Raw genomic sequence first — 26,892 nt, 5'->3', positions numbered from 1 at the left:
GTGTGACGAGCACTTCACAGCGTATTCTTGTCATGGGGGTTTCGGGCTCGGGCAAGACTCATATTGGCCAGCAGTTGGCGTCTTCGCTGGGGGCCACGTTCATCGATGGAGATGACCATCACAGTGCCGCGAACGTGGCCAAGATGGCCAGCGGTACGCCGCTCAACGACGACGACCGTCAGGCGTGGCTGGCAACGCTATCGGCCCTGCTGCAAAGCTATCGCACCCGGGATGCCTCGGTAGTGGTTGCCTGTTCCGGGCTCAAACGGCGTTATCGCGACCGCTTGCGGCAGGGCGATGGTGACCTGCGTATCCTCTACCTGAAGGGTACGCCCGATGTGCTGCGCGAGCGGCTGGCCACTCGTGCCGGCCACTTCTTCAAGGGGGATGACATGCTGGCCAGCCAGCTGGCGGACCTGGAGCCGCCGCTGGCCGATGAGGCCGTCACGATGTCGATTGAGCTGCCGCCTCGCGTGATTGTCGAGCGCTTTTGTGCCACGCTATCCTCGCAGCCGCAGCGCTCGTCAAGCTAAAGGAAGGGATAGGCGACGGGTCGCAGGATTCGTTATGGTAAGACCCGTGCCCATCCACGATATCAGGCAGTGACGCCATTGAAGAAAAAACGCCCCACCTTGCAAGACATCGCCGACCGCGTTGGCGCCACCAAAATGACCGTGAGCCGCTGCCTGCGCGACCCGGAAGCGGTCTCGGAAGGGCTGCGCGAGCGTATCTTCAGTGCCGCGGAACAGATTGGCTACATTCCCAACCGGGCGCCGGATCTGCTGTCGCGGGCCACGAGCCACTCCATTGGCGTGCTGGTTCCTTCCTTGACCAATCAGGTATTTGCCGATGTGATCGTGGGCATCGAAGCGTATACCGAGCCTGCGGGCTATCATCTGATGCTTTCCCACTACGGCTACAGCCCCGAGCTCGAAGAGCGTAGCCTGGCCTCGCTGCTCTCTTATAATGTCGATGGCGTGATTCTCTCGGATCGAGACCATACGCCGCGCAGCTTGCGCATGCTGGAAACCGCGGGTATTCCTATCGTGGAGATCATGGATACCCATCGCCCCCCGCTTCAGCAGGCCGTCGGGTACGACAACGTGAGTGCCGCCTACGAAATGGTCAGCGAGATGATCAGGCGTGGCCGCCGCCACATTCTCTATCTGGCCGTGCGTCTCGATGAGCGGACGCGCCAGCGTGAGCAAGGCTATCGACAGGCCATGCAGGCGCATGGGCTATCACCCGTCACCTTGCAGCGTAGCCAGCGCTCCTCTTACACCGTGGGCGCTGCATTGATGCAGCAGATTCAGCAGGATTACCCTCAGGCGGATGGGGTGTTCTGCACCAATGATGACGTGGCGGTGGGGGCGTACTTCGAGTGCCTGCGCCAAGGAGTTGCCGTCCCCCAACAGATGGCCATTGCCGGTTTTCACGGTCATGATGTGGGGCAGGCCATGACGCCGCGTCTGGCCAGCGTCGTGACTCCCCGCGAAGCCATCGGCGAAAGGGCGGCTCAGGCCTTGCTGGCACGTATCCGTGGCGAAGGAGTGGACCAGCCCGTCATTGACCTGGGCTACCGTATCGAAGCAGGCGATACGCTATAGCTAGTCTGTGTGAGCTAATCTGTGTGAGGTAGTCTGTATGAGGTGGTCTGTGTCTAGTCACCGCTGTTTTTTTATTCTTCAAATGAGGCTGCCGTGAACATCACTCAACTGACGGTCTATCCGGTCAAGTCGCTCAAGGGGATCGACCTGCAACAGAGCGAGCTCTACACCCACGGGTTGGCCTGGGATCGGCGCTGGATGCTGGTCGATGCGCAGCAGCGTTTCGTCACCCAGCGTCAGCTGCCCGCCCTGGCCACCATAGGCGTGGCTCTCGATGAGCGCTCGCTGGTGCTATCGCACCCCTCGATGGCGCCTATCGCCATTTCACTGGATGAGCCGCAAGGTGATCTGCGTCAAGTGACCGTCTGGAACGATCACTGCAAGGCGCACCCGGAAGGCGAGGAAGTCTCTCGATGGCTGGAGGCTGCCTTGGGGGATGCGGCCCGGGGCTTGAGTCTGGTGCGCTTTGCCAGCGACTTTCCACGGCCCGTGGAAGCGGACTTCCTGGCGGGCGACAGCGCGGATACTTTCTTCTCGGACGGCTACCCTTTCCTGGTTACCACCACCGGCTCGCTGGATGCGCTCAATCAGGCGCTGGTGGCTGCTGGGCAGTCTCCCATCCCCATGAACCGGTTTCGGCCCAACATCGTGGTGGAGTGTGCCACCGCTTGGGCGGAAGACCGCTGGGCCGGGTTGCGAGTACCCACTGGTGGTATCGAACTCACCCTGCGCAAGCCTTGCCAGCGCTGCAAGATCACCACTGTGGATCAGCAGACCGGTGCGGTCCCTGCCCAAGGCGAGCCACTCAAGACGCTGCTGTCACTCAATACCCAGCCGCATCTGAAAGGCGCTTTTTTTGGCCAGAATGCCACGCTGACCAAGGGGCAGGGCGCCACTATTCGTGTGGGGGACGCCGTAGAGGCATTACCACGCGAGGTTTGAAGCGCAGCAGCCCCGTGGCCACGGCGGTGCCCATCAACGTAATTACCATGCCGAGCACTACCTGCAGCGAGAGCGTTTCTTCCAGCAGCAGATAGCCCCACAGCAGCGCGCTCACCGGCACCAGAAAGGTGACCGTGGACGTGGCGGTGGCCCCGGCGCTGGCTAGCAGTCCGAAATAAAGTAGAAAGGCCACGGCGGTGCTCAGCACCGCCAGGGCCAAGGCGTTACCCCAGGCCAGCGTGCTGATGGGCTCGCTGGGCCATAGCAGCAGTCCGGGGATCAGCAGCACGAGCGCCGACATGGCGCTGCTGCCCGCGGCCAGTACCCGCGTGGGCAAATGGCCCAGCCGGGTTTTCGAATAATTGCCCGCGACCCCATAGCAGAAGGTGGCACCCAGCACGGCCACGATGAACCAGCCATCTCCCCCCAAACTGAAGTCCAGACGATGTGCCGACAGCACATAAACTCCCACCAGCGCCAACGTCAGCCCCAGGTATTGCTGGCGCTTCACGGGCGTGGCAAAAAAAGCCGCCCCCAGCAGCGCGGTAAAAATAGGCGTGGTGGCGTTGAGCAGCGAGGTGAACCCTGCTTCCAGGCGCGTGGTTGCCAGTGCCAGCAGGGAAAAGGGCAGCACATGGCTGACCACGCCCAGCAGAAGTAGCGGCCCTTTATGCTGCCAGATCAGCCGGGCGTAGTGCAGGCTCAGCAGCAGCGGCACGAGCAGCAGGGCACCAATGGTCATGCGTATCCACACCAAGGGGACGGAGCCGAACTCCGGTGCCGCCACGCGCATGAAAATAAATGAAAGCCCCCATAACGAAGAGAGCATTATTAAGCGCAGCGCGTCGGCTGTTGACATGGCAGTTCCTTGAAATGAGCACCAGCGTGGAGAGCAACCGCTCAGCATAACCATAACATGAGTAAATGCGAATACGCCTTAGGGGTTAGCAATCTGGTTTGTCAATACCAGCGGCGTCATGGTTTTGGCGTTGACGCTTGGAAGTTTGGACTCTACTGTCTCAGCCAATACTGGTGGCTAATATTGACACACTGAGGATACACCGTGGATCTCGCGACGCTGATTGGTCTTGTGGGTGCTGCTGTACTGGTAGGGGCTTCTGTGATGCTGGGTACCTCGCCCGAGGTATTCATGAACCCTACTGGGCTACTGCTGGTCGTGGGGGGAAGTCTGTTCGTGGTGCTGGCCAAGTTCAGCATTACCCAGTTCAAGTTCGCGCTCAAGGCGGCGGCTCGGGCGTTCAAGTTTCAGCTCCCCAACATTCAGGACAGCATCGACGAACTCGTGGAGTTGGCCAAAGTGTCACGCCGCGAGGGCATGATTGCGCTGGAAAGCCGTGAAGTCAGCTCGCCTTTTCTCAAACAGGGTTTGCAGATGCTGGCGGATGGCTTCAGCGCCGATATGATCAAGGAGATGATGGAAAAAGAGCGCCTGCTGACACTGGAGCGCAACGAGGCCGGAGGCCAGGTGTTTTCAGCGCTGGGGGAGGTGTCTCCGGCCATGGGCATGATTGGTACCCTGGTAGGGCTGGTGCAGATGCTTTCCAACATGGGCGACCCGTCACTGATCGGGCCTGCCATGGCCGTGGCGCTACTGACCACCATGTATGGCGCGATGATCGCCACCATGTTTGCCAACCCTATCGCTGACAAGCTGTGGGTACGCATGAATCAGGAAGCCAAGATGCAGGAGCTATGGATCGACGCGCTGCTGGCCATCAAGGGCGACAAGAACCCTCGCGTGCTGGAGCAGATGCTGGCCCTCTATTTGCCGCCCGAGCATCGTGTAGAGTCCGACGAACGCAAGACAGCCGGCGAGCGGGGATAGGCCGGTGGCTAAAAAAAAGAGCAACATACCCGCCTGGATGGTGACCTATGCGGACTTGATGTCGCTACTGTTGTGCTTTTTCGTGCTGCTGCTCTCCTTTGCTGAAATCGATGCGCAAAAGTTTCGGCGCGTGGCCGAGTCGCTGTCACAGGCGTTTGGGGTGCAGCGGGATATCGAGGCGATGCAGGTGCCCATGGGCACCAGTGCGGTCATGCAGCACTTCTCCCCGGCAACACCTGACCGCACCTTGATAGAAGAGGTGCGCCAGCGCACCCAACAGCAGCAGCCCCAGTTGGAAACCATGCGCACCGTGCTGGAAAATCAGCAGCGACAGCGTAGCCTGCAAGTCGCCAACAGCATCGAGGCGCTGCTGGCGACTGCGCTACCCGAAGGGGTCGTGGAGATTGAAGTGGAGGAGGCGCGAGTCATCGTCAGAATCGCCGAAAATGGCACCTTTGGCTCGGGGACGGCCAACGTGACGCCCGCATTTGCTTCCCTCCTGGTGGAGCTCGCCAGCCTCATCAGCGGGTTGACCGGTACGCTATCGGTTCATGGGCACACCGATAACGTGCCTATCCGCACGGCGCAGTTTCGCAGCAACTGGGATATTTCCGCCATGCGTGCTGCCTCCGTGGCCAATGTATTGATCGAAGACGGCAATATGGCGCCTGAGCGTCTGATCATCCAGGGGTTTGCCGAAACACGACCGGTAGCCAGTAATACGACGGTAGATGGTCGGGCTGCCAACCGGCGTGTGGAACTGCTCATCGATGCCAGTGCGCCTGTCGAGTTGGCGGCGATGACCAGCGAGTCCTCGGGTGATATCACGCCGTGACATTCGGCAAGCCCCGGAGAAATCAGCTACCCTGAAAAGGCTGAGCGCTATCTTGCGCTCAGTTCGCCATTAGCGAACTACCCTGGGAAAGGAGAACAGAATGGATAGTAAAGCAAGCGCACGTTGGGAAGGTGGCCTGAAAGACGGCCAAGGCCATGTATCCACCGAGAGTGGAGCGCTGGACGCCAACTACTCGTTCAAACAGCGCTTTGAAGGTGCGCCGGGCACCAATCCAGAAGAGCTGATCGGTGCTGCCCATGCCGGATGCTTCTCCATGGCGCTCTCCATGATTCTTGGCGAAAAGGGCTACACGGCCGAGTCCATCGATACACAAGCACGCGTAACGCTGTCACAGGGCTCAAGCGGTTTCGATATTTCGAAAATACATCTCGAAGTAGAAGCCCAGGTAAGCGGAGCGGACGAAGCGGCTTTTAAAGAAGCAGCAGAAACAGCGAAAGCTAACTGCCCTGTTTCAAAGGTATTGAATGCTGATATTACCATGACGGCCAAGTTGAAAGGCTGATTTGATAACTTACGTTATGTAGTGGGCGCCAAGTACTTCTTTTTTGCTTTTGATGATGTGGTTTTTATATAAAGCGGTAATGGAAAGTCGTGGGTTGGCGCCCTGCTGGAAAGTGTTGTTCGTTGCCTTGAAAGTTGCGTGATGTCGATAAAGTGTCGTGATATTGATATTGATGCTTTCATACTAAAAAGGCCTTGGCAGTAGCCAAGGCCTTTTCTATTGCTTGCGAAGATCAGCGTTTAGTTACGCTCATACTCTTCGGCAGCTTCCAGTGCATCTTGTGATGCATTGACGCGAATGACGTAGTCGTCGCCATCATCGTCTTTGGTGAGCTCAAGAGAGTCCCACTCGATGGCAACATCTTTCTCACCCATGCCCAGGAATCCGCCTACACCAACGACAACGGCCTGGATTTGACCATCTTCATCGATGATCAGGTCAGAGATGGTGCCGATATCCTCATCATCTTCCACGGTGCTTTTCACGTTGTTGCCGGTCAGCGAATCAGCGTGAAACGTGTTTTCAGGTGCCGTGGTCAGGTAGGTGGCTTCGGCTCCCATGGTTTCCTGAGCGCTGACCGAGCCAGCGGCAAACATGAAAGCAGGCACCATCAACGTACCGAGGAAAGCAGGTTTGATCATTTTCATGGCTATTGCTCCTTGCGCTTGCATTAGGACACTGTGTGGTTGCACCGGTGTCTAAACAAATTAACGCTCATGGTCCATCAAGCAACATGGCTTGATAAAAGCAGCCTGTGACTGCTTTGCGCTATTCCGATAACGCACACCATCAACGTTACTCCTGATGCGATTTCCCATGTGGTTAACGTTAGATCAAAACGAATGTAGACGATGTTTTAATAAACGTTGATGTTAAGGAAAAAGCGATGTTTCATCTTGCGCGTCACTGCGTCAAGACACTTATCAAGGTAGACGCTCTATAATGTTTTGCAAGATGAATGGCCATCTTTTTGTCATGAGTCGACTTTAAAAAAGAGGCATGGGCGGGTCGAGAGCCCCTGCCCATGCGACAGTCTGTCGGATTGACCCATCGGTAGCCAGTCGGCATATTAACCGTAAAAAAGGAGAACCCATGACGACGACGACGCATCACCCTGCCGACCGGCGACTCAAACGCTCTTGTCTAGGCAGCCTGGCGGTCAGTGCCTGGCTGTTGATGACCAGTGCGTTGGCCAGTGCCAGCGAACTTCCCAAGGGGCACTTTCTGTTGCCCGAAACAGGTAACATGGTCGGCGAGAACTACACGGTCACGGCCAGTAATGAAGATACGCTGCTGGATATCGCCCGGGCTCACAACGTGGGCTACGAGGAGATCCGCATGGCCAACCCGGATGTCAGCATCTGGGTGCCCGGCGAAGGTACCGAGGTGACCATCCCCGGCCAGTTCATCCTGCCTGACGCGCCGCGTACCGGTATCGTGATCAACGTCGCCGAACTACGCCTCTACTACTACCCCGAGGTGGCGTCCGGCGAGCCAGCCGTGGTCGAGACCTACCCCATCGGCATTGGGCGTGATGCCTACAACACGCCTCTGGGCATCACCAAGACCACCATGCGACTCGAAAACCCGGCCTGGTACCCGCCTGCATCCATCCGTCGCGAGGCGGCCGAACGGGGCGACCCACCTCCTGCCGTCGTGCCCCCCGGCCCGGATAACCCGTTGGGGCAGTTTGCCATCCTGCTCGATATACCGGGCTATCTGATTCACGGAACCAACCAGCCGGACGGCATCGGCATGCGGGCCAGCCGAGGTTGCATCAGGATGCACGGGGACGACATCGAGTCGATCTTCTGGCGTGTGCCCGTCGGTACCCAGGTCAATATCATCGATGCCCCTATCAAGCTGGGCTGGGGCGAGCAGGGCAATGCTTATATTCAGGCGTTTGCTTCCACCGACGAGCAGGCGTTCGGCATGGACACTCTGCTGAACGTGATTGGCCTGATCGAAGAGCATAACGGCCAAGGCAGTGCCAACTACGAGCAGGTCAGCCGCGTGCTCGAAGAAGCCAACGGTCAAATCGTACCTCTCAGCTAATGCTCAGGGCGGTAGCGCAGCCACCAGGCCCAGCGCTACCGCCTGACGCACCCAGTCTGCCACATTGCCCGCCTGCATCGTTTTCATGGCCCTCAGCCGATAGACTTCCACGGTTTTAGGGCTCACCTCCATTTGCTCGGCAATTTCCCGGTTGGTCAACCCATGTGCCACGTGGGCCATGATCTGCTGCTCTTTCGGCTTGAGCGACCTGTAGCGCGCCTTCAGGCTAGCCACTTGCGCCTGGGCCTGATGCCGTTGGCGAGCGTGTTCCAGGGCTCGCTGCACGATTTCGATGATCTGCTGGTGGTTGAAGGGCTTCTCGATGAACTCGAACGCCCCGGCTTTCAGGGCGGCCACCGCCATGGGAACATCGCCGTGGCCGGTCATCATGATGATCGGCAGGGTGTCCTGTTGATCCAACAGCGCCTGCTGTACCTGGAGGCCGCTGAGGCCGGGCATACGCACATCCAGTAGCAGGACGGCTATGTGATCGCGCTGGGCCGCCAGAAACGCGTCTCCACTGGCAAAGGGCTGGGCAGTCAGGCCGACCGACGACAGCAGCCACACCAGGGATTCGCGCAGGGCGGTGTCGTCATCGACCACGGCAATGGTGGAAAGGGGCGGTTCCATCAAGTGTCTGTCTCCGTACGTAGCAGTACCTCAAAACAGGCCCCTTGGGGGCAGTCGCGAAGCGTCAGGGCGCCGCCCATGCTTTCCAGCAGGGTTCGGCTGATGGCCAGGCCCATGCCTAGCCCATCGTCCCGAGTGGTGTAAAAGGCATCGAAGATATGCGGGCGCTGGGTGTCGGGCACGCCTGGCCCTTGGTCTTCAACGCTCAGGGTCAGCTGCCGATGCCCGCTGGGTCGCGCGGTGATCACCACGCCAGGGCGGTCGGGCATGTCGCGGCTGGCGGTCAGTGCATTCAGCAGCAGGTTGACCAGCACCTGCTCCAGCGCGATGGGGTCGCCGTAGACCCTGGGGAGTTCGTCGGGTAGCTGGTGCTGCAAAGGAATGGCAGCCTGCTGATACTGCCACTCGCAGAGCTGGCAGGCCGCCTCGATCACCGGAGCCAGCGCGACCGGATACACACGATGGCTGCGTTTGCGTACGAAGCTGCGCAGATGTCGCAAACGTTGCGCCAGGCGTTCGACCTGCTGGTTGATACGTTCCAGCGGCAGGCGCAGCGCTTCGGCAGAGGGGGCAGGTTGCTGTTGGCACTGCATCAGCGCGCCGCTGGCGTAGTTGGCGATGGCGCCCAGCGGCTGGTTCAACTCGTGGGCAATGTTGGACGCCAGCTCACCCGCGGCCGCCAGCCGGTTGGCATGGGCAATTTGCTCCTGATGGCGGCGCGCCTGGGCTTCGGCCTGCTTGCGCGCGCTGATATCGCGGTTGATGAGCGCGAAGTGGCCGGGTTCGGCGCCCTGAGCCCGGTGGGCCAACACGACGCTGAGCACGGGCAGCAGGGCATCTGGCGCACGTATCTCCAGCTCGCCACTCCAGGAACCGTAACGCTCGACGGCAGGAAAAACCACCTGCCGGAGCAGCCGCAGCGACTCGCAGGAGTACACGGTGTCCAAGGGGACTTGCAGGGCCTCGGTGGGTAGCGCCAGGCAGCGCCGAGCGGCTTCGTTGGCGCTGAATACCCGCTGGTCAGGCCCCAGAAACAGCACGTAGTCGGTGGTGGACTCGACCACCTTTGCCAGGCGCTCCCGGGTGGCTTCGGCTTCGATGCGACGCCCCACATCCCGGGAGACGCAGAGAATGTCCAGCAGCTCGCCCGTGTTGGCGTCTCGACGGGTCCGGCTGGTGGTTTCAAACCACACGTAATGGCCCGCCTTGGCGCGAAAGCGATAGGTCTGCTGGTAGAACCCATCATGGTAATAAACCCGTGGCGACTTGTTGAGCAGCGCGCTCAGGTCGGCGGGATGAAAGAGCTGATAAGCCGAGACGCCAATCAACTCCTCGGGCGCGTACCCCAGCAGGTCGCGGGCGGCTTGAGAGGCATACAGAAACGTACCGTCTCGGGCATGCCGAGAGATCAGGTCGGTGGTGCTTTCTGCCAGCCACTGGTAGTGGCGCTTCTCCTCTTCCAGGGCGGCATTGCGCGCCTGCAACGAGGCGATTTCTGCTTGCAGGCGGGCTTCCAGCGGCGTGGTCATGGCGTTATCGCGCGGGGTCCAGCACGCCACCCAGCGAGGCATTGCGGCGGAACCAGCCAGCAATGCTGGTGCGCGGCAGGCGCGTGGGCAGCACTTCGTGGGGAATGGTTTCCGATAAAAAGCAGGCGAACGTTCCCGCTTCGGGCACGACCCGGGCCACTTCCCGGCTGGGGTCATCGGGGTCGTAGATGACCATTTCGCCTCCGCCATCGGCGGGCCAGTCGGGGGTGAGGTAGCCGACGGTCGAGATGACACGATTGGCCCGCCCGCGAAAGCTGTCCAGATGGCGTTGGTAAAAAGCCCCGGCAGGGTAGTGGGCAAAATGCGCCTCGTACTCGAACAGGCCAAGAAACAGCGCCTGATTCAACGAGCGCTGCAGCTCGGCCATGGCATCGAGATAGTGCCGCTGGGCTTCGCTTTCACGGTCCAGCCAGTGGATGGCGTCGCCGCGAATATCCTTGCGCAGCAGGTGCTGCTGACCGCGCCCAATGCCTGCTTCATCGAGCGCATCGTGGGCCGCCAGATGCAGCAGCTCGCCTTGCAGCGCCTGGCACAGGGCCGGGTCGATGACCCCCTGGCCCACGTACCAGCCCTGTTCTACCAGGGCGTCGACCAGGGCCACGTGGGCCTCTGGGGCAAGGGCATGGGGGCGGGTGTCCATGGAAGCGATCATTTGGTGTGTCTCGTGACTGGCTTGTCGTTGCGATTGATGGCGGCTGGGCGCTGAGGAGAGCGCCTTTCGGGGTAGTGGCGCAAGGCGCCGGCCGGGCGGCGGTAAAGGTCGATGTCCATGCCGAACCCCTCGGCCAGCAGCTCCACCAGCATCATGGCCGAGAGCCCCCAGATCACGTGGCTGTCTACTCGGTAGCTGGGCACGTAGTGAGCGACGCCATCCACGGTGATGACATCGGTATGGGTGCGCTGGTCCTCCAGAAAATGGCTGAGCGGCACTTCGAAAATGGCATCCAGCTCCGCCGGGTCTGCTACCAATGGCAGGTCGGGGGGGATCAGGCCTACCCAGGGGGTGACCCGTATCCCGTGCAGCGAAATCACATCGGACAGGCGCCCCAGCGGTTGCACTGCCTGCGGTGCTAGCGCAATCTCTTCCTGAGCCTCCCGCAGTGCGGTGGCGTAGAGGTCTGCATCGGTGGCTTCGCGCTTGCCGCCGGGGAAAGCGACCTGGCCGCTGTGGGTATTCAAGTGGCCCGCGCGGCGGGTAAACAGCAGCGTCGGCGACGGCCGCTCGACGATGGGCATCAAGACGGCGGCCTCTGGCAGAGTAACGTGGTCCAGCCGTTGAGGCGTATGCAGTTGCAGCTGTTTGCGCAGTTTCTCTAACATAGGGGATTCCCGTGACTTTGTTCTCTTTTACCCAGCCATGACGATCAGCGTCAAGCGCGTTGATAGCTCGCCCTTCCAGCCATAGAGAAAACGCGATGAACTTTTGTAGTCAGTGTGGTGAAAAAGTCCGCTTTGCGGTGCCTGAAGGAGATGACCGCCCCCGCTACCTGTGCGATGCCTGCGGTACCATTCACTACCAGAATCCGCGCATTGTGGCGGGTACGCTGCCGGTGAGCGGCTCGAAGGTCTTGCTGTGCAAACGCGCCATTGCGCCGCGCAAAGGGTACTGGACGCTGCCGGCAGGCTATATGGAAAACGCCGAAACCACGCAGCAGGCCGCATCCCGGGAGACCTGGGAAGAGGCCTTCGCCGAAGTCGCGCTGGGAGACCTGTACACCTTGATCGACCTGCCCCACATCAATCAAGTCTACATGATTTTTCGTGCCGACCTGGTGGGTGGCTTCAGTGCCGGATCAGAAAGCCTGGAGGTGGCGCTTTTCGAAGAGCACGAAATCCCCTGGGACGCGCTGGCCTTCCCCACCATCGAGCGGACCCTGCGGCACTACTTCGAAGATCGCCAGCAGGCGGAATTTCCGCTGCACATCAGCAAGATCACACCCGAAGACCGCGAACGCTACTTCGGCAGTGCCTGATGGGGCAGCGGAGGCGGCGCCTACAGGTTGGCCAGCTGCCACACGTCGTAGGCCACTTCCTCGTAGGGGTGGGCCAGCTTGAGGGCGGCAATGGCCGCCTGGATGTGCGCGTCGTCACAGACCAGCTCCACCTTGAACTCTTCCACCCGCTCCAGGGTGCCTACCTGACCGATATGCGGTTCGGCGCCCTCCATCGGCCGAAACTGGCCGGTGCCGCGGGTCTGGAAACAGACGTGCTCATAATCACCGATACGCCCCGCGCCCGCGTCGAACACGGCGCGCTTGACGCTCTCGACATGGTCGACAGGAACAAAAAAAGCGAGTTTATACATGACAATAAGCCTCTATTCGGGGAGCCTGACAAGGTGCCCATGTTAGCGGATAGGACACTACTGGTCTTGTCTTGAGCTTTGTATGATGGCGTTTTTGAGCATGAGGTGGCGAGCATTCCATGGATAAATTCGAGGTGAAGCTCGACCAGGCCGCCAGGGCGGCCTGGATGTCTTACGTCGGCGGCATGACCCAGGACGACATTGCCATCCAGTTGGGAGTCTCCAGGCCAGGCGTGCAGCGCTTGTTGGCGTTGGCTCGCCAGGAAGGGCTGGTGAAAGTGCATATCGATCACCCCATTTCGACCTGTATGGCCTTGGGCAGTGCGTTGCGATCACGGTTTGGCCTGACCTACTGTGATGTCGTGCCGGCCGATGCGCAGGCGCCGGAAGGGGCTGCCTATTACCTGGCCGTGGCAGGCGCTGAGCGCATCGCGCGGTTGGTCGAGCGCAGCGAACCGCTGACACTCTCGTTGGGCACGGGCCGTTCGGTGCGGGCGGCGGTGGAGGCGCTGAGTCGTGTGGAGCGTCCTCAGCACCGTTTCGTCTCGCTGGTGGGCAACGTCGCGCGTGATGGCTCGGCAAACCGCTATGATGCGGTCATGGTGCTGGCGGACAAAACCGGCGGCGAGCGTTTTCTACTGCCCGCCCCGGTCGTGGCGGAGTCGTTGGCCGAGAAAGAGGCCATGCTGTCCCAGCGGCTGTTCAGGGCCATTGCCGACGTGGCCCGGGAGTCGGAAGCGGCCTTCATCGGAATCGGGCGCATCGACCGGCAAGCTACCCTGTTCCAGGACCACTTCATCAGCGAGAGCGAGCTGGACGAGCTGCTGGGACGTGAAGCCGTGGGTGAGCTGCTGGGCTGGCCCCTGGACCGCGACGGGCAGGTGATCGACTGCTCCATCACACGGCGGGTGACCAGCCTGCCTCTGGAACGGTTCGGCAAGCACCTGATGGTGGGCATTGCCGGTGGACAGGACAAGGCGCCTGCCATTCTGGCGGCGCTGCGGGGCGGCTGGCTGAAGGGGCTGATCACGGATGAGCGTGCCGCCAGGCACATCCTTGCGGCATCCGATGCTGGCTGAGTGTGCAGGTGCAACATGCAAGCCATTGAATGAATTAGCGTAAAGTCTAAGAGGTCAGGCTTTGCTTTTTTTTGGCCTGCGTACGATCATTTGTTCGGTCGATGATCAATATGATCAAGGTAACAATAATGCCAATACCTGCCACAAGGAGAACCTCATGCGTCTTGCGCGACACTTGCCCATCACGACCCTAGCAGCCGCCATCGCGGTAGCAGGGCACGCCCATGCTCAGACAACGCTCACCGTGGCGACGGTGAACAATAACGACATGGTCATCATGCAGAGCCTGACCAGTGCCTTCGAGGAGGCGCATCCGGATATCTCTCTGGACTGGGTGGTGCTGGAGGAGAACGTGCTGCGCCAGCGCATGACGACGGATATTGCCACTGGTGGCGGGCAGTTCGACGTGATGACCATTGGCACCTATGAAGTGCCGATCTGGGCAGAGCGGGGCTGGCTCGAACCCCTGGTGGACCTGCCCGACGACTACCACGAAGACGATTTGCTGGCATCGGTGCGCGATGGCCTGAGCCTGGAGGGCACGCTGCATGCGCTGCCGTTCTATGCCGAAAGCTCGATGATGTACTACCGCACCGACCTGTTCGAACAGGCCGGTATCGAGATGTCCGAGCAGCCCACCTGGGAGCAGGTGCACGACTGGGCCGAGCAACTGCACGGCAGCGAGCCGGGGTTGGCGGGCATCTGCCTGCGTGGCAAGCCGGGCTGGGGTGAAAACATGGCCTTCGTCTCGACGCTGGTGAACACCTTCGGTGGCCGCTGGTTTGATGAGCAGTGGAACCCTGAAATCAATTCCGAAGCCTGGAACAATGCCATCGAGTTTTACGTCGATCTGCTGGGTAATTACGGGCCGCCTGGCGCCAGCTCCAACGGCTTCAACGAAAATCTGGCGCTCTTCTCCCGGGGCAACTGTGCCATGTGGGTCGATGCCACCTCGGCTGCTGGCAAGCTCTATGACGCGAATGAATCAGACGTCGCCGACGTGCTGGGTTTTGCCCCTGCGCCCATTGCCGAAACGCCCAAAGGCTCGCATTGGCTGTGGTCCTGGGCACTGGCTATTCCTGCCTCTTCCGAGCACAAGGAGGCGGCGCAGTCGTTCATCACCTGGGCCACGTCGCAAGAGTACATAGCGCTGGTGGGTGAAACCAACGGCTGGACCAACGTGCCCCCGGGTACCCGTGAGTCCACCTACGCCAATGCGCAGTACATCGAGGCGGCTCCCTTTGCCGACTTCGTGGTGAATGCCATCAAGGACGCCGACCCCACCGACTCCAGCCTGGAGCCCAACCCCTATATCGGCGTCCAGTTCGTCGGCATTCCCGAGTTCCAGTCGATTGGCACTCAAGTGGGCCAGACCATTGCGGCCGCTCTGACCGGCGACACCCCCGTGGCGCAAGCCCTCGATAACGCCCAGCGGGCCACCGAGCGCACCATGCAGCGCGCGGGCTATATCCAACGCTGAGCCCTGAAGGTGGCAGCGCTTTCCCCGCCAGGGGGAGGCGCTGCCCAGGCTCCTGGCGGGACCGTTTTTTGCAGGTATTGTCATGAATAGAACACGTGCTTCTGGCCGAACGGTCGGCGGGCTGAGGACGCTATCGCTTCAGGCGCCCGCAGTGACTCTTCTGCTGCTCTGGATGATCGTGCCCTTGGGCATGACAGTCTGGTTCTCTTTTCAGCGCTACAACCTGTTGATGCCGGAAATGACCGGCTTCGCGGGGCTGGAAAACTATGAGTATCTGCTCACCGACCCCGCGCTGTGGAAAGCCATGGCCAACACGCTGCTGCTGGTGGGCTGGGTACTGGTCATCACGGTGGTGGGCGGCACGCTGCTGGCGGTGCTGTTCCAGCAAGAGTTTGCCGGGCGGGGCATTGCCCGGGTGCTGGCGATTTCTCCTTTCTTCGTCATGCCCACGGTCAGTGCCCTGGTCTGGAAAAACATGATGATGCACCCCTCCAATGGGGTGTTGGCCTGGCTGTCGCAATCGCTGGGGCTTCCCGTCGTGGACTGGTTCTCGGCGCTACCGCTGACGTCCATCATCATCATCGTCTCATGGCAGTGGCTGCCGTTTGCGCTGCTGATTCTGCTGACCGCCATGCAGTCGCTGGACGAAGATCAGGTGGAAGCCGCACGCATGGACGGAGCGGGGCCGCTGGCGATTTTCTTCTTCATCACGCTGCCGCACCTCAAGCGTGCCATCAGCGTGGTGATCATGATCGAGATGATCTTCCTGCTGACGATTTTTGCCGAGATATTTGTCACTACCTCGGGTGGGCCGGGACTTGCTACCACCAACCTGGCGTATTTGATCTACATCCAGGCGCTGTTGGATTTCGATGTGGGCATGGCCTCGGCGGGTGGGGTGATCGCCATCATTCTCGCCAATATCGTCGCCATCTTCCTCGTCCGAATGGTTGCCAGAAACCTGGAAGATTAACGTCGGCTCTTTGGGCCTTGGGAGTCTCTGTATGACCCTGCATCGTAACGCCTCCGCCAACGCACGTTCGTTACCGCTGCGGCAGCTACTGCTGACCCTGCTGGGCTGGTCCGTGGCCTTGGTGATCTTTTTTCCCATCCTGTGGATGGTGCTGACCGGATTCAAAACCGAAACGGCGGCGATCGCCGACCCCAGCTTTATTTTTTCGCCTACGCTCGAAAGTTACCAGGCCGTTCAGGCCCGCTCGGGCTATGCCCGCTTTGCCTTGAACAGCGTGGCCGTCGCGTTTGGCTCCACGTTTTTAGCCTTGCTGATTGCCATTCCCTCGGCTTACGCCATGGCCTTCTTGCCCACCCAACGCACCAAAGGCACGCTGCTGTGGATGCTCTCCACCAAGATGCTGCCGCCGGTGGGAGTTCTGGTACCTATCTACCTGATTTTCCGCGATGTCGGACTGCTGGATACCCGTACCGGGCTGATCATCATCTACACCCTGATGAACCTGCCCATCGTGGTGTGGATGCTCTACACCTTCTTCAAGGACATGCCCAAGGACATCCTCGAAGCGGGCCGTATGGACGGCGCCTCTACCCTGCAAGAGGTATTTTTCCTGCTGCTGCCGCTGACCTTGCCGGGCATCGCTTCTACCGGGCTGCTGTCGGTGATCCTGAGCTGGAACGAGGCGTTCTGGAGTCTCAATCTCACCTCGTCGAAAGCGGCACCGTTGACCGCTTACATTGCCTCCTTCTCGAGCCCTGAAGGGTTGTTCTGGGCCAAACTGTCGGCGGCGTCCACCATGGCCATTGCGCCCATCCTGATTCTCGGCTGGATGACCCAAAAACAAATGGTGCGCGGCCTGACCTTTGGTGCCGTCAAGTAAAGGAATTTTCCATGGCAACCTTGCAACTGAAAAACATCACCAAGCAGTTTGGCGACACCCAGGTCATCAAGGGCATCGACCTCGACGTCAACGATCGTGAGTTCGTCGTGTTCGTGGGGCCTTCCGGCTGCGGCAAATCCACGCTGATGCGCATGATCGCCGGGCTGGAAAGCGCCAGTGACGGCGATATTCTCATCGATGGCCAGCGCATGAACGAGGTGGGCCCCGCCGACCGAGGGTTGGCCATGGTGTTTCAAAGCTATGCGCTTTACCCGCACATGACCGTCGAGGGCAACATGGGCTTCAGCATGCGCCTGGCCGGGGTGCCCAAAGAGGAGCGCCGCGCCAAGGTGCTGGAAGCCGCCCGGATCCTGCAGCTAGAACCGCTGCTGGACCGCAAGCCCAAAGCGCTCTCGGGCGGCCAGCGCCAGCGGGTCGCCATTGGTCGCGCCATCGTGCGCAATCCCAGCATCTTCCTGTTCGACGAGCCGCTCTCCAATCTGGATGCGGCGCTGCGGGTGCAGATGCGTATCGAGCTGGCGCGGCTGCACGAAGAGCTGGACGCGACGATGATTTACGTCACCCACGACCAGATAGAGGCCATGACCATGGCCGATAAAATCGTCGTGCTCCACGATGGCGTGGTAGAGCAGGTAGGCTCGCCCATGGAACTCTACCACCACCCGCGTAACCGGTTCGTGGCAGGTTTCATTGGTTCGCCCAAGATGAACTTCTTCAGCGTCGAGCAGCGCTCCCTTGGTGATGATGGTGTCACCGTGCGCCTGCCCGGTGGGCGACTCTGCACCCTTCCGGTAGCAGGTGAACGGCTCGCCAGCGACGAAGCGCTGGAGCTGGGCATTCGCCCGGAGCATCTGCAGTTGGATGAAAACGGCCCTTTGAGTGGCCAAATCAAGGTGCTGGAGCGGCTGGGTGGGCAAACCTCGCTGTACGTGCAAATGGGCGAGCTGCTGATAACGATCATGGCCGACGGTGACGTGGCCTACCGTGTGAACGATACCGTGACGTTCGGTTTCGATGCGCAGCGCGCGCATCTCTTCGACGCCCAAGGCCTGGCACTGGAGAGCCTTTCTCGCCATCCGTTGGCCAGCCTGACACGCCAGGACAACCGTGCCGCCAGCGAGCCAGAGCTACCCGGAGGGCACGCATGAAGACACTGATCTTTGATTGTGACGGTGTTCTGGTGGACAGCGAGTTTCTCGCCGAGCAGACCCTGGAAACCTACCTGACCCACTGGCTGCCAGACCTGGATATACCGACGCTGCTGGGGCAAGCCCTGGGCATGACGACGGCCGATATTCTGCACCATCTCGAGCAGCAGAGCCGCCATGCGCTGCCAGCGGATGCATCTGAGCAGGTGGATGAGGCCATCGAGTCGCGGCTGCTGCGTGAGCTGACCGCCATCGAGGGTGTGCACCGAGCGGTAAGTGGCATCAGTCTGCCCAAGGCCATCGTTTCCAACAGCCGTCGTCGCCGTGTGGAGGCCTCCCTGGCGACCACGCGATTGGCCGACGTATTGGGAGACGTGCCCATCTTCACCGCCGAGCAGGTCGACCACCCGAAACCAGACCCGGCCATTTATCACCTGGCCGCGAGCAGGCTTGGCTGCTCTCCTGAGCAGTGCCTGGTGGTGGAGGATAGCGTGGCCGGAGTGACGGCTGCCCGGGCGGCAGGCATGCAGGTGATTGGCTTTGTCGGTGCCAGCCATGTGGATGACCGCCAACATGCGCGACTGCTGGCCGCTGGCGCCTGGCGAATCCTGCTGCACATGCGTGGGCTGCACGCCTTGGTCGATGAGTGGCAACTCTACCTGCAAGGACACGATCACAATGAAACTACGCGATAAACGGGCCGTGATTACCGGCGGCGCTCGGGGGATCGGGCTGGCCATCGCTCGGCGCTATCTTCTGGAAGGAGCCAGCGTCGTGGTGGCCGACATCGATGCCCGGGCCGTCGACGAAGCGCTCATCACGCTCCAGCAGGATACCGACGCCGAACGGGTGATGGGCGTGGTGCTGAACGTATGCGATCAGGCGTCCATCGACGCCATGGTGAGCAAGGTCTCCGAGCGCTTTGGCGGTATCGACATTCTGGTCAACAACGCCGCGGTCTTCGACATGGCGCCCGTGCTGGAGGTCACCGAAGCCAGCTTCGACAAACAGTTCGCGGTGAACACCAAAGGCATGTTTTTCACCTTGCAGGCCGTGGCTCGCGCCATGGTGGCACAAGGGCAGGGCGGCAAGATCATCAACATGGCCTCGCAGGCAGGTAGACGAGGCGAGCCATTGGTGAGCGTTTACTGCGCCAGCAAAGCCGCCGTGATCAGCCTGACCCAATCCTGCGGGCTCGATTTGATCAAACATCGCATCAACGTCAACGGCATAGCCCCTGGCGTGGTGGATACACCGATGTGGGAAGAGGTCGATGCGCTGTTTGCCCGCTACGAGCACCGCCCGCTGGGTGAGAAAAAGCGCCTGGTGGGCGAGGCCGTGCCCTACGGGCGGATGGGGCTGCCGGAGGACCACACCGGTGCTGCCGTCTTTCTGGCCAGCCAGGACAGCGACTATGTCGTGGCCCAGACTCTCAATGTCGATGGTGGTAACTGGATGAGCTGAGATGCCAATGAGCCCTGATGTTGTTTCGTTGAGCCACCAACTGCTGGATGCCGCGCAAGGCCAAGCGCGCTATATGGTTGCCCTGGCCGGGCCGCCTGGTGCTGGCAAGTCTTACGGGAGTGCCCTGCTGTGCGATGCGCTCAATCAGCGCCAGCCAGGGGTGGCAGCGGTCGTGCCCATGGATGGCTATCACTTCGATAACGCTGTCCTGGGGGAAGAGCAGCTCCCGCTCAAGGGAGCGCCGCATACGTTCGACGTGGACGGCCTTCGCCACGACCTGGCGCGTATTCGTCGCGCTGACCGTCCGGTGGCCGTGCCCATTTTCGATCGCCCGCTGGACCTGGCGAGGGCCGGGGGGCGCTTGATCACGCCCGACCATCGCATCGTGATCGTGGAGGGCAATTATCTGCTGCTCGACCAAGAGCCCTGGCGAGCGCTGCGTTCTCTGTTCGACTGGACGCTGTTCATCGACGTGGAGGATGCCGTGCTGGCCGAGCGGCTGATACAGCGCTGGCTGTGCATGGGGCAGGACCTCGCGGGTGCCATGGAGCGAACCCACCAGAAAGACATGCTCAACGCGGCTCTGGTGAAAACGCGCAGCGTGTCACCTGACCAGCGCTGGCGACCATCCCTGTCCACCTTCTCGGAGAGTGACCATGACCTCGTTGAATAACCATACGTTGGCGGCCTTCGGCCAGGCCGTACAGAGACCTGCTTACGACCGACAGGCACTGACCCCCGGCATCGTGCATATCGGGGTCGGGGGCTTTCATCGTGCTCATCAGGCGATGTACGTGGATGCACTGATGAACCAGGGCGAAGCGCTGGAGTGGGGGATCGTGGGGGTCGGGGTCATGCCCGGCGACAAGCGCATGCAGCAGGTGCTGGCAGCTCAGGATTTCCTCTACACCCTGGTGGTGAAATACCCCGATGGCGAGTATCGGCCCCGGGTGATTGGCAGCATGGTGGATTACCTGTTTGCCCCGGAGGACCCCGACGCGGTGATCGAAACAATGGCGGACCCCGCCATCAGAATCGTGTCGCTCACGGTCACGGAGGGTGGCTACAACTTTCATCCGGTCAGCGGAGAGTTCAACCTGGACGCCCCCCAGGTGCGCGACGATCTCGCCCATCCAGAGCGCCCCTCCACCAGCTTTGGCCTTGTGGTGGAAGCCTTGGTGCGCCGCCGGGCACGGGGCATTGCGCCGTTTACGGTGATGTCCTGCGACAACATTCAGGGCAACGGCGACGTGGCCAAACGCATGTTCAGCGCCTACGCCCGCGCCCGCAGTGCAGAGCTGGGTGACTGGCTGGCTGCCGAGGTGGCGTTTCCCAACGCCATGGTGGACCGTATCACGCCGGTGACCGCGCCTACGGATATCGAAGAGCTCGCCCAGCGCTTTGGCGTTGAAGACGCCTGGCCCGTGGTGTGCGAGCCCTTTACCCAATGGGTGCTGGAAGACCACTTTCCCTTGGGTCGCCCGGCGTTCGAGAACGTTGGTGTTCAGGTCGTCGATGATGTCGAGCCCTACGAACTGATGAAACTGCGCCTGCTCAACGCCAGCCATCAGGCGCTCACTTATTTTGGTTATTTGGCGGGCTATCGCTACGCCCATGAGGTGTGCCAGGACCCGCTGTTCGTGGAGTTCTTGCTGGGGTACATGCGCGAAGAGGGTACGCCGACGCTGGCCCCCGTGCCGGGGGTAGACCTTGCAAGCTATCAGTTGACGCTGATCGAGCGCTTTGCCAATCCTCAAATCAGAGACACCCTGGCGCGGCTGTGCGCGGAAAGCTCGGATCGTATTCCTAAATGGTTGGTGCCGGTGATTCGCCAGCAGCTTGCCCAGGGCGGCGAGATCCAGCGCAGCGCTGCCGTGGTGGCCAGCTGGGCACGCTATGCCGAAGGGGTCGACGAGCAGGGCAACCCCATCGAGATCGTGGACCGCTTGCGAGAGCCGTTGATGGCCATTGCCGCCAATAACCGCACCCACCCGGCGGCCTTCGTGGAAAACCGCGAGCTGTTTGGCGACCTGGCAGAGCAGCCCCGCTTCCTTGATGCCTACCTGGAGGCGCTGAAGTCGCTGCATGAGCGGGGCGCACGGGCTACCCTTGAAGCTCTGGTCGCGTCGAAAGGAACCGTGTGATGTATATCGGGGTGGATTGCGGTACGCAGAGTACCAAGGTCGTGGTGGTGGATGTGGAGCGTGGCGTCATCCTGGGGGAAGGCAGCCGCCCGCACCGCCTGGACGAAGGCGAACACGGCCGCCGCGAGCAGTCGCCCGCCGAGTGGTTGGCGGCGCTCAAGGGGGCGTTTTCCGAGGCCATTCAGCGGTCGGGCATCGATGCCCGACAGGTACGCGGCATTGGCGTTTCCGGCCAACAGCATGGCATGGTGGCTCTCGATGCCGACGGCGTGCCGGTGTATCCCGCCAAGCTGTGGTGTGATACCGAAACCAGCGCGCAAAACAGTGCGCTGGTCGAGGCGTTGGGCGGTGAAGCGGGCTGCCTGGCGAAGCTTGGCCTGGTGCTGCAAACCGGTTATACCGCCTCGAAAGTGGCTTGGCTTCGCGAGCACCACCCGGACGCCTATCAGCGTATCGCCACGCTGCTGCTGCCCCATGACTACCTGAATTTCTGGCTGACCGGTGAGCGGGTCACCGAGGCAGGCGATGCCTCGGGCACTGGTTATTTCGACACCCGTACCCAGCGCTGGCAAAAAGAGGTGTTCGCCGCCATTGCGCCAGAACTCGACCCTGAGCGCGTGCTGCCACGCCTCATCGAGCCCCGAGAGCCGGTTGGTCGAGTCCGCCCATTGGTAGCGCAAGAGCTGGGGCTGAGCGATAGCGTGATCGTCTCTTCCGGCGGTGGCGATAACATGATGGGGGCGATTGGCACCGGCAATATTACCCGTGGCTTGATTACCTTGAGCCTGGGAACCTCCGGCACGGTATGTGCCTACTCGCCCGAGCCCGTGGTCTGCGACAGCGCCATGGTGGCCAACTTCTGCGCCAGCCACGGTGGCTGGCTGCCGCTGATCTGTACCATGAACGTCACGTCGGCAACGACCCGCGTGCGAGAGTTGTTCGGGCTGGATCTGGCGGCCTTTGGCGAGCGGGTGGCCAGCGCCCCGATTGGCGCCGAAGGCGTGACGGTACTGCCGTTCTTCAACGGGGAACGGGTACCCATGTTGCCGGATGCCGCTGGCGACTTTCTGGGCTTGACCAGCGTGAACATGACCCAGGCCAACCTGTGTCGTGGGGTGATGGAAGGCGCTACCTTTGGCCTGCGCTACGGGCTGGAACTGTTGGGAGAACTGGCCGCGGGTACCCGCCAGATTCGGCTGATCGGCGGCGGTGCGAACAGCCCCGTGTGGCGGCAAATGGTGGCCGACATGACCAATACCCAAGTGATCTGCCCTGAGATCACCGATGCCGCCGCTCTGGGCGCCGCCATTCAGGCAGCCTGGTGCGACCTGGGCCCCGAGGGCGTGAGCCTGGCCTCGCTCTGCGAGCGGTTGGTGCACCTGGACGCTGCCTCACTGGCAGAGCCGGAACCCCAGCGTGTGGCCGCGTACCATGAGGCGTATCAGCGCTACCTGGCGCTGTTGGCGCAGCGTCACTCGCTTTAATACCCATTGCTGCAAATGCCGCTCACTCCATGCACCATAACGCCAGCGCCTGTCTCATCGACAGGCGCTGGCGTGGCTGCAGGGCGGGGTGGCCCCAGGCGGCTTACCAGGATTTATAAGGCAGGAACTTGCCGTTCAAGGTGAGCAGCACGCGGTCGCCCTTGGGGTCTTCGATCTTTTCCATCTCCATGGTGAAGTCGATGGCGCTCATGATGCCGTCGCCAAACTTCTCCTGCACGACATCCTTGAGGGTTTCACCGTAAACGCCGACCACTTCGTACAGGCGGTAGATGAAGGGGTCCTGAGGAATGGCCTCATCCCACGCCTTGGTGGGGAAGGCGGTCAGCGCGGTGGCCACGTCGCCATCGACTTCCAGCACGTCGCACAGTTTATGGGCGACATCGGCACTGGCACTGTTCATGCCGTAGCAGGCTGACGCCACCCAGACCGGCGACATGCCGACCGCGCTGGCAATCTCGTCCCAGCTCATTTGCTTGCGTGCCTTGGCGGCGAGAAGGGTGTGACGCATTTCAAGCTTATCCATGACGGATCTCCTTGGGAGTAAATGTGACCAGCTTTTCTTGGGGCGGCACCGTCGTCGGTGCCGGAGTAGAGACGGGCGTGGCGCTGCCTTCTGCCAAGGTCACGGGGTTGACCGGTGTGGGGTAGCGCAGGCCCTTGCCGTCGAATTCCTGGGTGCGTAGCTCACTGGAGCGGTTTACCAGGAAGTCGACGAGGTAGTTGCGAATCGTATAAAAGTGGGGATGCTTGACGATCTCCGCCCGCTGGCGCGGCCGTGGCAGGTCGATTTCGACCGCTTCGGCAATCCGCGCCTGGGGGCCGTTGGTCATCAGGAAGATACGGTCGGCCAGCAGAATGGCTTCGTCCACGTCGTGGGTGATCATGAACACGGTCTGCTGGTCCTGGCTCCAGATCTTGACCAGTTCGTCCTGGATGACGCCACGGGTGAGGGCATCCAGGGCCCCAAAGGGCTCATCCAGCAGCAGCAACTTGGGCTTGGTGGCAAACGCACGCGCGATGCTGACCCGCTGGCGCATGCCGCCAGAAAGCTGGGCGGGCTTGCGGCCGACCACTTCTTTCAAGCCCACTAGGGTCAGGTATTTCATGCTGTGTTCGGTGATCTCGTGCTCGCTCCAGGCGGGCCAGCGGGCACGTACGCCAAAGCGCACGTTGTCCAGCGCGGTGAGCCAGGGCAACAGGCTGTAGTTTTGAAACACCACGCCACGTTCGAGACTCGGCCCATGGATCTCCTTGCCATCCATGACCATGGAGCCTTCGGAGAACTGATCCAGCCCGGCCAAGGCGTTCATGATGGTGGATTTGCCACAGCCGGAGTGGCCGATGATGCAGACGAACTCGCCCTTCTTGAGCTGAAAGCTGATGTCTTCGAAGACCGTGAGCGGTGCAGCGTCCTTGCCAGCGCCGGGGAAGCGTTTGGCGGCCTTCTGCACCTCTACAAAGGCATGACTCATGACAGGCTCCTTATTCGGCGTAGGTGACGAAACGGGCGACATAGCCCAGCGACATATCCAGCAGCATGCCGACGACGCCAATCATCAGGATGGAAAAGATCACGCTGGTCAGGTCCAGGTTGTTCCACTCGTTCCAGACGTAGTAGCCGATGCCGGTACCACCCACAAGCATTTCTGCGGCGACGATGACCAGCCAGGCAATACCGATGGAGATGCGCATGCCGGTCAGAATGGTCGGGGCCGCGGCGGGCAGAATGACCTTGAAGGCCGTTTGCAGCGGCGACAGTTCATGGGTGCGTGCCACGTTCACCCAGTCGCTGCGCACACCGGCCACGCCAAAGGCGGTATTGAGCAGCATCGGCCAAATGGAACAGATAAAGATCACGAAGATGGCCGAGGCTTCGGCATCCCGAATGATGAACAGCGCCAGAGGCATCCAGGCCAAGGGAGAAATCGGCCGCAAGACCTGAATGAACGGGTTGAGCGCTTTATACGCCAGCGGTGACATGCCAATCAGAAAGCCGATGGGGATCGCCACCACGGCGGCCATGAGATAGCCGCTGAGCACGCGGTAAAGGGAGTAACCCAGTTGGATGCCGATCCCCTTGTCGTTGGGGCCTGCATCATAGAAAGGGTTGGAAAGCTGCTCCCAGGCCCGCTCGAAAATCGCCGACGGCGGGGGAACGCGGGCCGTTTCATCGGCCCCGCCCAGCAGCAGTTCGTACTCGCTCAGCTCTTCCGTGCCGCCCAGCAGCGGCGAGCGGTCGAGTCCTTCCCATAGTCCCAGCAGCACGGCAAGCAGGACGAAGGCCAACAAGGCAGCCCGTGCATTCAGGCTGATGTTCCAGTCGGTGGTGGTGCGGTCCATTATTAGCTCCTGCGGATATCAAAGCTGGCCAGATACCCTTCGGGGTCGGTGTAGTCGAAGGTCTTGCCCATGATCTGGTAGTTGCGCGAGGTCTCTTCGGGGGCGTCGTAGCCCAGCTCGTTCATCACCGTGCGTGCTTCGCTGGCCAAAAAGACATCCCGGGCAATCTGCTGATAATCGACGCTGCCCTCGATGTAGCCCCAGCGCTTCATCTGGGTCAGGATCCAGACGGCCATGGATTGCCAGGGGAAGGGGTCGAAGTCGATCCGGTCCGGCACGTTCTGAACATTGCCCAGGCCATCGGCAAAGCGTCCTGTCAGCACCTGCTCGATCACCGTGACCGGCTGGTTCAGGTAGTTGGTCGGGGCAATGGCCTCGGCGATTTCCGAACGGTTGGCTGGGTCGGAGGAGTATTGGGTGGCATCGATGATCGCCCGCAGCAGCGCGCCGTAGGTGTTGGGGTTTTGCTGGGCAAAGCGAGCGCTGGTGGCAAAGGCGCAGCACGGGTGGCCGTCCCAGATCTCCTTGGTGAGCAGATGAATGAAGCCGATGCGCTCGAACACGGCGCGCTGATTGAACGGGTCGGGGGAGAGAAACCCATCGATGTTGCCCGCGCGCAGGTTGGCGACCATTTCGGGGGGCGGAATGACGCGAATCTGAATGTCCTGATCCGGGTCCAGGCCATGCTCGGCCACGTAGTAGCGCAGCAGGAAGTTGTGCATGGAGTATTCGAAGGGCACGCCGAAGGTGAAGCCTTTCCACTGCTGCGGGTCACGCTTGTCCTGGTGGTCGTTGTGCAGCACGATGGCTTGCCCATTGACGTTCTCGATGGCAGGCGTCACGAAGGCCCGCTGGGTCGAGCCTGCCCCCAGGCTCATGGCCAGCGGCATGGGGGAGAGCATGTGAGCGGCATCGTACCGGTCGTTCAGCGAGTTATCGCGAATCAGCGCCCAGCCCGCGGTCTTGATCACATTGACGTTCAGGCCGTAACGCTCATAGAACCCCATGGGGTGGGCCATGATGATGGGCGTGGCGCAGGTGATCGGAATGAAGCCGATGTCCAGCTCGGTTTTCTCCAGCGGGCCGAGGTTCTCCTTGACCGCCGCCTTGATCGACTCCATGGGCAGCAGCGTGGCCAGGGCCGCCGCCGCGGTGCCGCCACCCACCAGCTTCATGAATTGCCGGCGGTGCATGTCGCTATGGCCAAAGATGCCACGAACCAGCGCGCTCTCCACGACTCGATCCATGATCTGTTCGGCATTGCTGGGCGGCGCTTCGCCACCGGCCAGGGTGGCCTGATGGGAAGGTACGCTGGGGCGGGCAGGGTGGCACTGGTGGCAATCACACTGGCGGCCATGGATCAGCGATTGACGGTGATCGAAAGGGTTGCCGAGACTGCTGTGGTCATTGTTCTCTTTCATGGGCGTTCACCTCTCAGGAGCAAATGGGCTTCTAGCTGCGCCGTCTTGGTGCGAAACAGAGCGTTGCGGCACTGTTTCGTTAGTGCGACTTGTGTGCCACAACCGTCCGTTGTGTTTAAAGATTCATAAATTCAATGAGTTATG

Annotated in this window: 29 protein-coding genes; 18 read left to right on the top strand and 11 right to left on the bottom strand. The window is 61.1% G+C overall.

Annotation, left to right across the window (positions count from 1 at the left end):
• The first annotated feature begins 2 nt into the window (after positions 1-2).
• The 3 genes from LG409_RS13170 to LG409_RS13160 all read left to right on the top strand — a co-directional run bounded on the left by LG409_RS13170 (position 3) and on the right by LG409_RS13160 (position 2,549).
• Positions 3-533 carry a gluconokinase gene (locus tag LG409_RS13170; RefSeq protein ID WP_227406858.1) on the top strand — a complete coding sequence of 177 codons (531 nt, stop codon included), beginning with the start codon at positions 3-5 and terminating at the stop codon, positions 531-533.
• Positions 534-611: 78 nt separating this feature from the next.
• Positions 612-1,607 carry a gluconate operon transcriptional repressor GntR gene (gene gntR / locus LG409_RS13165; RefSeq protein WP_016914579.1) on the top strand — a complete coding sequence of 332 codons (996 nt, stop codon included), beginning with the start codon at positions 612-614 and terminating at the stop codon, positions 1,605-1,607.
• Positions 1,608-1,700: 93 nt separating this feature from the next.
• Complete coding sequence (locus LG409_RS13160; protein ID WP_039176494.1) at positions 1,701-2,549, top strand: MOSC domain-containing protein; 849 nt, start codon at positions 1,701-1,703, stop codon at positions 2,547-2,549.
• Here LG409_RS13160 and LG409_RS13155 read toward each other — a convergent pair.
• Entirely contained in the window at positions 2,503-3,408 is a 906-nt protein-coding gene (locus tag LG409_RS13155) for a DMT family transporter (RefSeq protein ID WP_227406857.1), read from the bottom strand. The two genes, LG409_RS13160 and LG409_RS13155, sit on opposite strands and share 47 nt — an antisense overlap.
• Before the next feature lie 204 nt (positions 3,409-3,612).
• Between LG409_RS13155 and LG409_RS13150 the strand changes: the two genes are divergently transcribed.
• The 3 genes from LG409_RS13150 (at position 3,613) to LG409_RS13140 (ending at position 5,753) form a co-directional block, all read left to right on the top strand.
• Complete coding sequence (locus LG409_RS13150) at positions 3,613-4,395, top strand: MotA/TolQ/ExbB proton channel family protein (RefSeq protein WP_039176490.1); 783 nt, start codon at positions 3,613-3,615, stop codon at positions 4,393-4,395.
• Positions 4,396-4,399: 4 nt separating this feature from the next.
• Positions 4,400-5,230, top strand: coding sequence for a flagellar motor protein MotB (locus tag LG409_RS13145; protein ID WP_227406856.1), 831 nt, complete (start codon positions 4,400-4,402; stop codon positions 5,228-5,230).
• A 100-nt stretch (positions 5,231-5,330) separates the two neighbouring features.
• Positions 5,331-5,753, top strand: a complete 423-nt coding sequence (locus tag LG409_RS13140) for an OsmC family protein (protein WP_039176488.1) — start codon at positions 5,331-5,333, stop codon at positions 5,751-5,753.
• Positions 5,754-5,992: 239 nt separating this feature from the next.
• Here LG409_RS13140 and LG409_RS13135 read toward each other — a convergent pair whose 3' ends face one another.
• Complete coding sequence (locus LG409_RS13135) at positions 5,993-6,400, bottom strand: PRC-barrel domain-containing protein (protein WP_096922549.1); 408 nt, start codon at positions 6,398-6,400, stop codon at positions 5,993-5,995.
• 445 nt (positions 6,401-6,845) lie between these two features.
• On the opposite strand from LG409_RS13135, the gene LG409_RS13130 reads away from it, so the two are divergent.
• Entirely contained in the window at positions 6,846-7,808 is a 963-nt protein-coding gene (locus LG409_RS13130; protein WP_039176480.1) for a L,D-transpeptidase family protein, read from the top strand.
• Positions 7,809-7,811: 3 nt separating this feature from the next.
• Here the strand turns inward: LG409_RS13130 and LG409_RS13125 are convergent, their stop codons facing one another.
• From LG409_RS13125 to LG409_RS13110, 4 genes are read right to left on the bottom strand one after another with little or no spacing between them, the layout of a single operon-like run.
• Positions 7,812-8,438: a response regulator transcription factor gene (locus LG409_RS13125; RefSeq protein ID WP_144981724.1), complete on the bottom strand. Its 627-nt coding sequence runs from the start codon at positions 8,436-8,438 to the stop codon at positions 7,812-7,814.
• Complete coding sequence (locus tag LG409_RS13120; protein WP_227406855.1) at positions 8,438-9,967, bottom strand: PAS domain-containing sensor histidine kinase; 1,530 nt, start codon at positions 9,965-9,967, stop codon at positions 8,438-8,440. The genes LG409_RS13125 and LG409_RS13120 overlap by 1 nt, the downstream gene beginning before the upstream one ends.
• Positions 9,968-9,971: 4 nt before the next feature.
• A complete protein-coding gene (locus LG409_RS13115) occupies positions 9,972-10,640 on the bottom strand; it encodes a 2OG-Fe(II) oxygenase (protein WP_227406854.1) in 669 nt (222 codons plus the stop codon).
• Positions 10,637-11,308: a CoA pyrophosphatase gene (locus LG409_RS13110; protein WP_039176471.1), complete on the bottom strand. Its 672-nt coding sequence runs from the start codon at positions 11,306-11,308 to the stop codon at positions 10,637-10,639. The genes LG409_RS13115 and LG409_RS13110 overlap by 4 nt, the downstream gene beginning before the upstream one ends.
• Positions 11,309-11,403: 95 nt before the next feature.
• Between LG409_RS13110 and LG409_RS13105 the strand changes: the two genes are divergently transcribed.
• Entirely contained in the window at positions 11,404-11,961 is a 558-nt protein-coding gene (locus LG409_RS13105; RefSeq protein ID WP_227406853.1) for an NUDIX hydrolase, read from the top strand.
• 20 nt (positions 11,962-11,981) lie between these two features.
• On the opposite strand, the gene LG409_RS13100 is transcribed toward LG409_RS13105, so the two are convergent.
• A complete protein-coding gene (locus LG409_RS13100; RefSeq protein WP_016914566.1) occupies positions 11,982-12,293 on the bottom strand; it encodes a Nif3-like dinuclear metal center hexameric protein in 312 nt (103 codons plus the stop codon).
• 119 nt (positions 12,294-12,412) lie between these two features.
• Here LG409_RS13100 and LG409_RS13095 point away from each other — a divergent pair, with 119 nt between their 5' ends.
• The 10 genes from LG409_RS13095 (at position 12,413) to xylB (ending at position 22,966) form a co-directional block, all read left to right on the top strand.
• Entirely contained in the window at positions 12,413-13,372 is a 960-nt protein-coding gene (locus LG409_RS13095; RefSeq protein WP_144981712.1) for a sugar-binding transcriptional regulator, read from the top strand.
• Between the two features lie 157 nt (positions 13,373-13,529).
• The gene (locus tag LG409_RS13090; RefSeq protein WP_227406852.1) at positions 13,530-14,852 is read left to right on the top strand and encodes an ABC transporter substrate-binding protein; all 1,323 of its coding nucleotides are present in this window, start codon (positions 13,530-13,532) and stop codon (positions 14,850-14,852) included.
• 82 nt (positions 14,853-14,934) lie between these two features.
• The gene (locus LG409_RS13085; RefSeq protein WP_039176453.1) at positions 14,935-15,825 is read left to right on the top strand and encodes a carbohydrate ABC transporter permease; all 891 of its coding nucleotides are present in this window, start codon (positions 14,935-14,937) and stop codon (positions 15,823-15,825) included.
• Between the two features lie 31 nt (positions 15,826-15,856).
• On the top strand, positions 15,857-16,705 hold the full coding sequence (locus LG409_RS13080; RefSeq protein ID WP_039176449.1) for a carbohydrate ABC transporter permease: 849 nt from the start codon (positions 15,857-15,859) through the stop codon (positions 16,703-16,705).
• Between the two features lie 11 nt (positions 16,706-16,716).
• The gene (locus LG409_RS13075) at positions 16,717-17,874 is read left to right on the top strand and encodes an ABC transporter ATP-binding protein (RefSeq protein ID WP_227406851.1); all 1,158 of its coding nucleotides are present in this window, start codon (positions 16,717-16,719) and stop codon (positions 17,872-17,874) included.
• The gene (locus tag LG409_RS13070; RefSeq protein WP_227406850.1) at positions 17,871-18,569 is read left to right on the top strand and encodes an HAD family hydrolase; all 699 of its coding nucleotides are present in this window, start codon (positions 17,871-17,873) and stop codon (positions 18,567-18,569) included. Before LG409_RS13075 ends, LG409_RS13070 begins: the two co-directional genes overlap by 4 nt.
• Entirely contained in the window at positions 18,553-19,338 is a 786-nt protein-coding gene (locus LG409_RS13065; protein WP_227406849.1) for an L-iditol 2-dehydrogenase, read from the top strand. Before LG409_RS13070 ends, LG409_RS13065 begins: the two co-directional genes overlap by 17 nt.
• A 7-nt stretch (positions 19,339-19,345) precedes the next feature.
• Positions 19,346-20,011 (top strand): nucleoside/nucleotide kinase family protein, encoded by a 666-nt coding sequence (locus LG409_RS13060; protein ID WP_144981696.1) that lies wholly within the window; start codon positions 19,346-19,348, stop codon positions 20,009-20,011.
• Complete coding sequence (locus tag LG409_RS13055; RefSeq protein ID WP_227406848.1) at positions 19,995-21,482, top strand: mannitol dehydrogenase family protein; 1,488 nt, start codon at positions 19,995-19,997, stop codon at positions 21,480-21,482. Before LG409_RS13060 ends, LG409_RS13055 begins: the two co-directional genes overlap by 17 nt.
• A complete protein-coding gene (gene xylB / locus LG409_RS13050) occupies positions 21,482-22,966 on the top strand; it encodes a xylulokinase (protein ID WP_227406847.1) in 1,485 nt (494 codons plus the stop codon). The genes LG409_RS13055 and xylB overlap by 1 nt, the downstream gene beginning before the upstream one ends.
• A gap of 103 nt (positions 22,967-23,069) precedes the next feature.
• On the opposite strand, the gene cynS is transcribed toward xylB, so the two are convergent.
• The 4 genes from cynS to LG409_RS13030 are packed head-to-tail and all read right to left on the bottom strand — an operon-like array spanning position 23,070 to position 26,748.
• A complete protein-coding gene (gene cynS, locus LG409_RS13045; protein ID WP_039176430.1) occupies positions 23,070-23,510 on the bottom strand; it encodes a cyanase in 441 nt (146 codons plus the stop codon).
• Positions 23,503-24,459 (bottom strand): ABC transporter ATP-binding protein, encoded by a 957-nt coding sequence (locus LG409_RS13040; protein ID WP_096922562.1) that lies wholly within the window; start codon positions 24,457-24,459, stop codon positions 23,503-23,505. Before LG409_RS13040 ends, cynS begins: the two co-directional genes overlap by 8 nt.
• 10 nt (positions 24,460-24,469) lie before the next feature.
• Positions 24,470-25,327: a nitrate ABC transporter permease gene (gene ntrB / locus LG409_RS13035; RefSeq protein WP_039176425.1), complete on the bottom strand. Its 858-nt coding sequence runs from the start codon at positions 25,325-25,327 to the stop codon at positions 24,470-24,472.
• Between the two features lie 2 nt (positions 25,328-25,329).
• A complete protein-coding gene (locus LG409_RS13030) occupies positions 25,330-26,748 on the bottom strand; it encodes a CmpA/NrtA family ABC transporter substrate-binding protein (protein WP_039176422.1) in 1,419 nt (472 codons plus the stop codon).
• Between the last annotated feature and the right edge of the window lie 144 nt (positions 26,749-26,892).

The sequence above is a fragment of the Halomonas sp. NyZ770 genome (assembly GCF_020616575.1).
GTDB lineage: Bacteria > Pseudomonadota > Gammaproteobacteria > Pseudomonadales > Halomonadaceae > Vreelandella > Vreelandella hamiltonii.
The sequence above is the reverse complement of the archived record's forward strand: the minus strand, read 5'-3'. Positions and strand labels throughout refer to the sequence as shown.

Coding starts and splice junctions, on each gene's coding strand:
- LG409_RS13155 (WP_227406857.1), bottom strand. CDS start 3,408: ATGTCAACAGCCGACGCGCTGCGCTTAATAATGCTCTCTTCGTTATGG.
- LG409_RS13140 (WP_039176488.1), top strand. CDS start 5,331: ATGGATAGTAAAGCAAGCGCACGTTGGGAAGGTGGCCTGAAAGACGGC.
- LG409_RS13135 (WP_096922549.1), bottom strand. CDS start 6,400: ATGAAAATGATCAAACCTGCTTTCCTCGGTACGTTGATGGTGCCTGCT.
- LG409_RS13130 (WP_039176480.1), top strand. CDS start 6,846: ATGACGACGACGACGCATCACCCTGCCGACCGGCGACTCAAACGCTCT.
- LG409_RS13125 (WP_144981724.1), bottom strand. CDS start 8,438: ATGGAACCGCCCCTTTCCACCATTGCCGTGGTCGATGACGACACCGCC.
- LG409_RS13120 (WP_227406855.1), bottom strand. CDS start 9,967: ATGACCACGCCGCTGGAAGCCCGCCTGCAAGCAGAAATCGCCTCGTTG.
- LG409_RS13115 (WP_227406854.1), bottom strand. CDS start 10,640: ATGATCGCTTCCATGGACACCCGCCCCCATGCCCTTGCCCCAGAGGCC.
- LG409_RS13110 (WP_039176471.1), bottom strand. CDS start 11,308: ATGTTAGAGAAACTGCGCAAACAGCTGCAACTGCATACGCCTCAACGG.
- LG409_RS13105 (WP_227406853.1), top strand. CDS start 11,404: ATGAACTTTTGTAGTCAGTGTGGTGAAAAAGTCCGCTTTGCGGTGCCT.
- LG409_RS13100 (WP_016914566.1), bottom strand. CDS start 12,293: ATGTATAAACTCGCTTTTTTTGTTCCTGTCGACCATGTCGAGAGCGTC.
- LG409_RS13095 (WP_144981712.1), top strand. CDS start 12,413: ATGGATAAATTCGAGGTGAAGCTCGACCAGGCCGCCAGGGCGGCCTGG.
- LG409_RS13090 (WP_227406852.1), top strand. CDS start 13,530: ATGCGTCTTGCGCGACACTTGCCCATCACGACCCTAGCAGCCGCCATC.
- LG409_RS13085 (WP_039176453.1), top strand. CDS start 14,935: ATGAATAGAACACGTGCTTCTGGCCGAACGGTCGGCGGGCTGAGGACG.
- LG409_RS13080 (WP_039176449.1), top strand. CDS start 15,857: ATGACCCTGCATCGTAACGCCTCCGCCAACGCACGTTCGTTACCGCTG.
- LG409_RS13075 (WP_227406851.1), top strand. CDS start 16,717: ATGGCAACCTTGCAACTGAAAAACATCACCAAGCAGTTTGGCGACACC.
- LG409_RS13070 (WP_227406850.1), top strand. CDS start 17,871: ATGAAGACACTGATCTTTGATTGTGACGGTGTTCTGGTGGACAGCGAG.
- LG409_RS13065 (WP_227406849.1), top strand. CDS start 18,553: ATGAAACTACGCGATAAACGGGCCGTGATTACCGGCGGCGCTCGGGGG.
- LG409_RS13060 (WP_144981696.1), top strand. CDS start 19,346: ATGAGCCCTGATGTTGTTTCGTTGAGCCACCAACTGCTGGATGCCGCG.
- LG409_RS13055 (WP_227406848.1), top strand. CDS start 19,995: ATGACCTCGTTGAATAACCATACGTTGGCGGCCTTCGGCCAGGCCGTA.
- xylB (WP_227406847.1), top strand. CDS start 21,482: ATGTATATCGGGGTGGATTGCGGTACGCAGAGTACCAAGGTCGTGGTG.
- cynS (WP_039176430.1), bottom strand. CDS start 23,510: ATGGATAAGCTTGAAATGCGTCACACCCTTCTCGCCGCCAAGGCACGC.
- LG409_RS13040 (WP_096922562.1), bottom strand. CDS start 24,459: ATGAGTCATGCCTTTGTAGAGGTGCAGAAGGCCGCCAAACGCTTCCCC.
- ntrB (WP_039176425.1), bottom strand. CDS start 25,327: ATGGACCGCACCACCACCGACTGGAACATCAGCCTGAATGCACGGGCT.
- LG409_RS13030 (WP_039176422.1), bottom strand. CDS start 26,748: ATGAAAGAGAACAATGACCACAGCAGTCTCGGCAACCCTTTCGATCAC.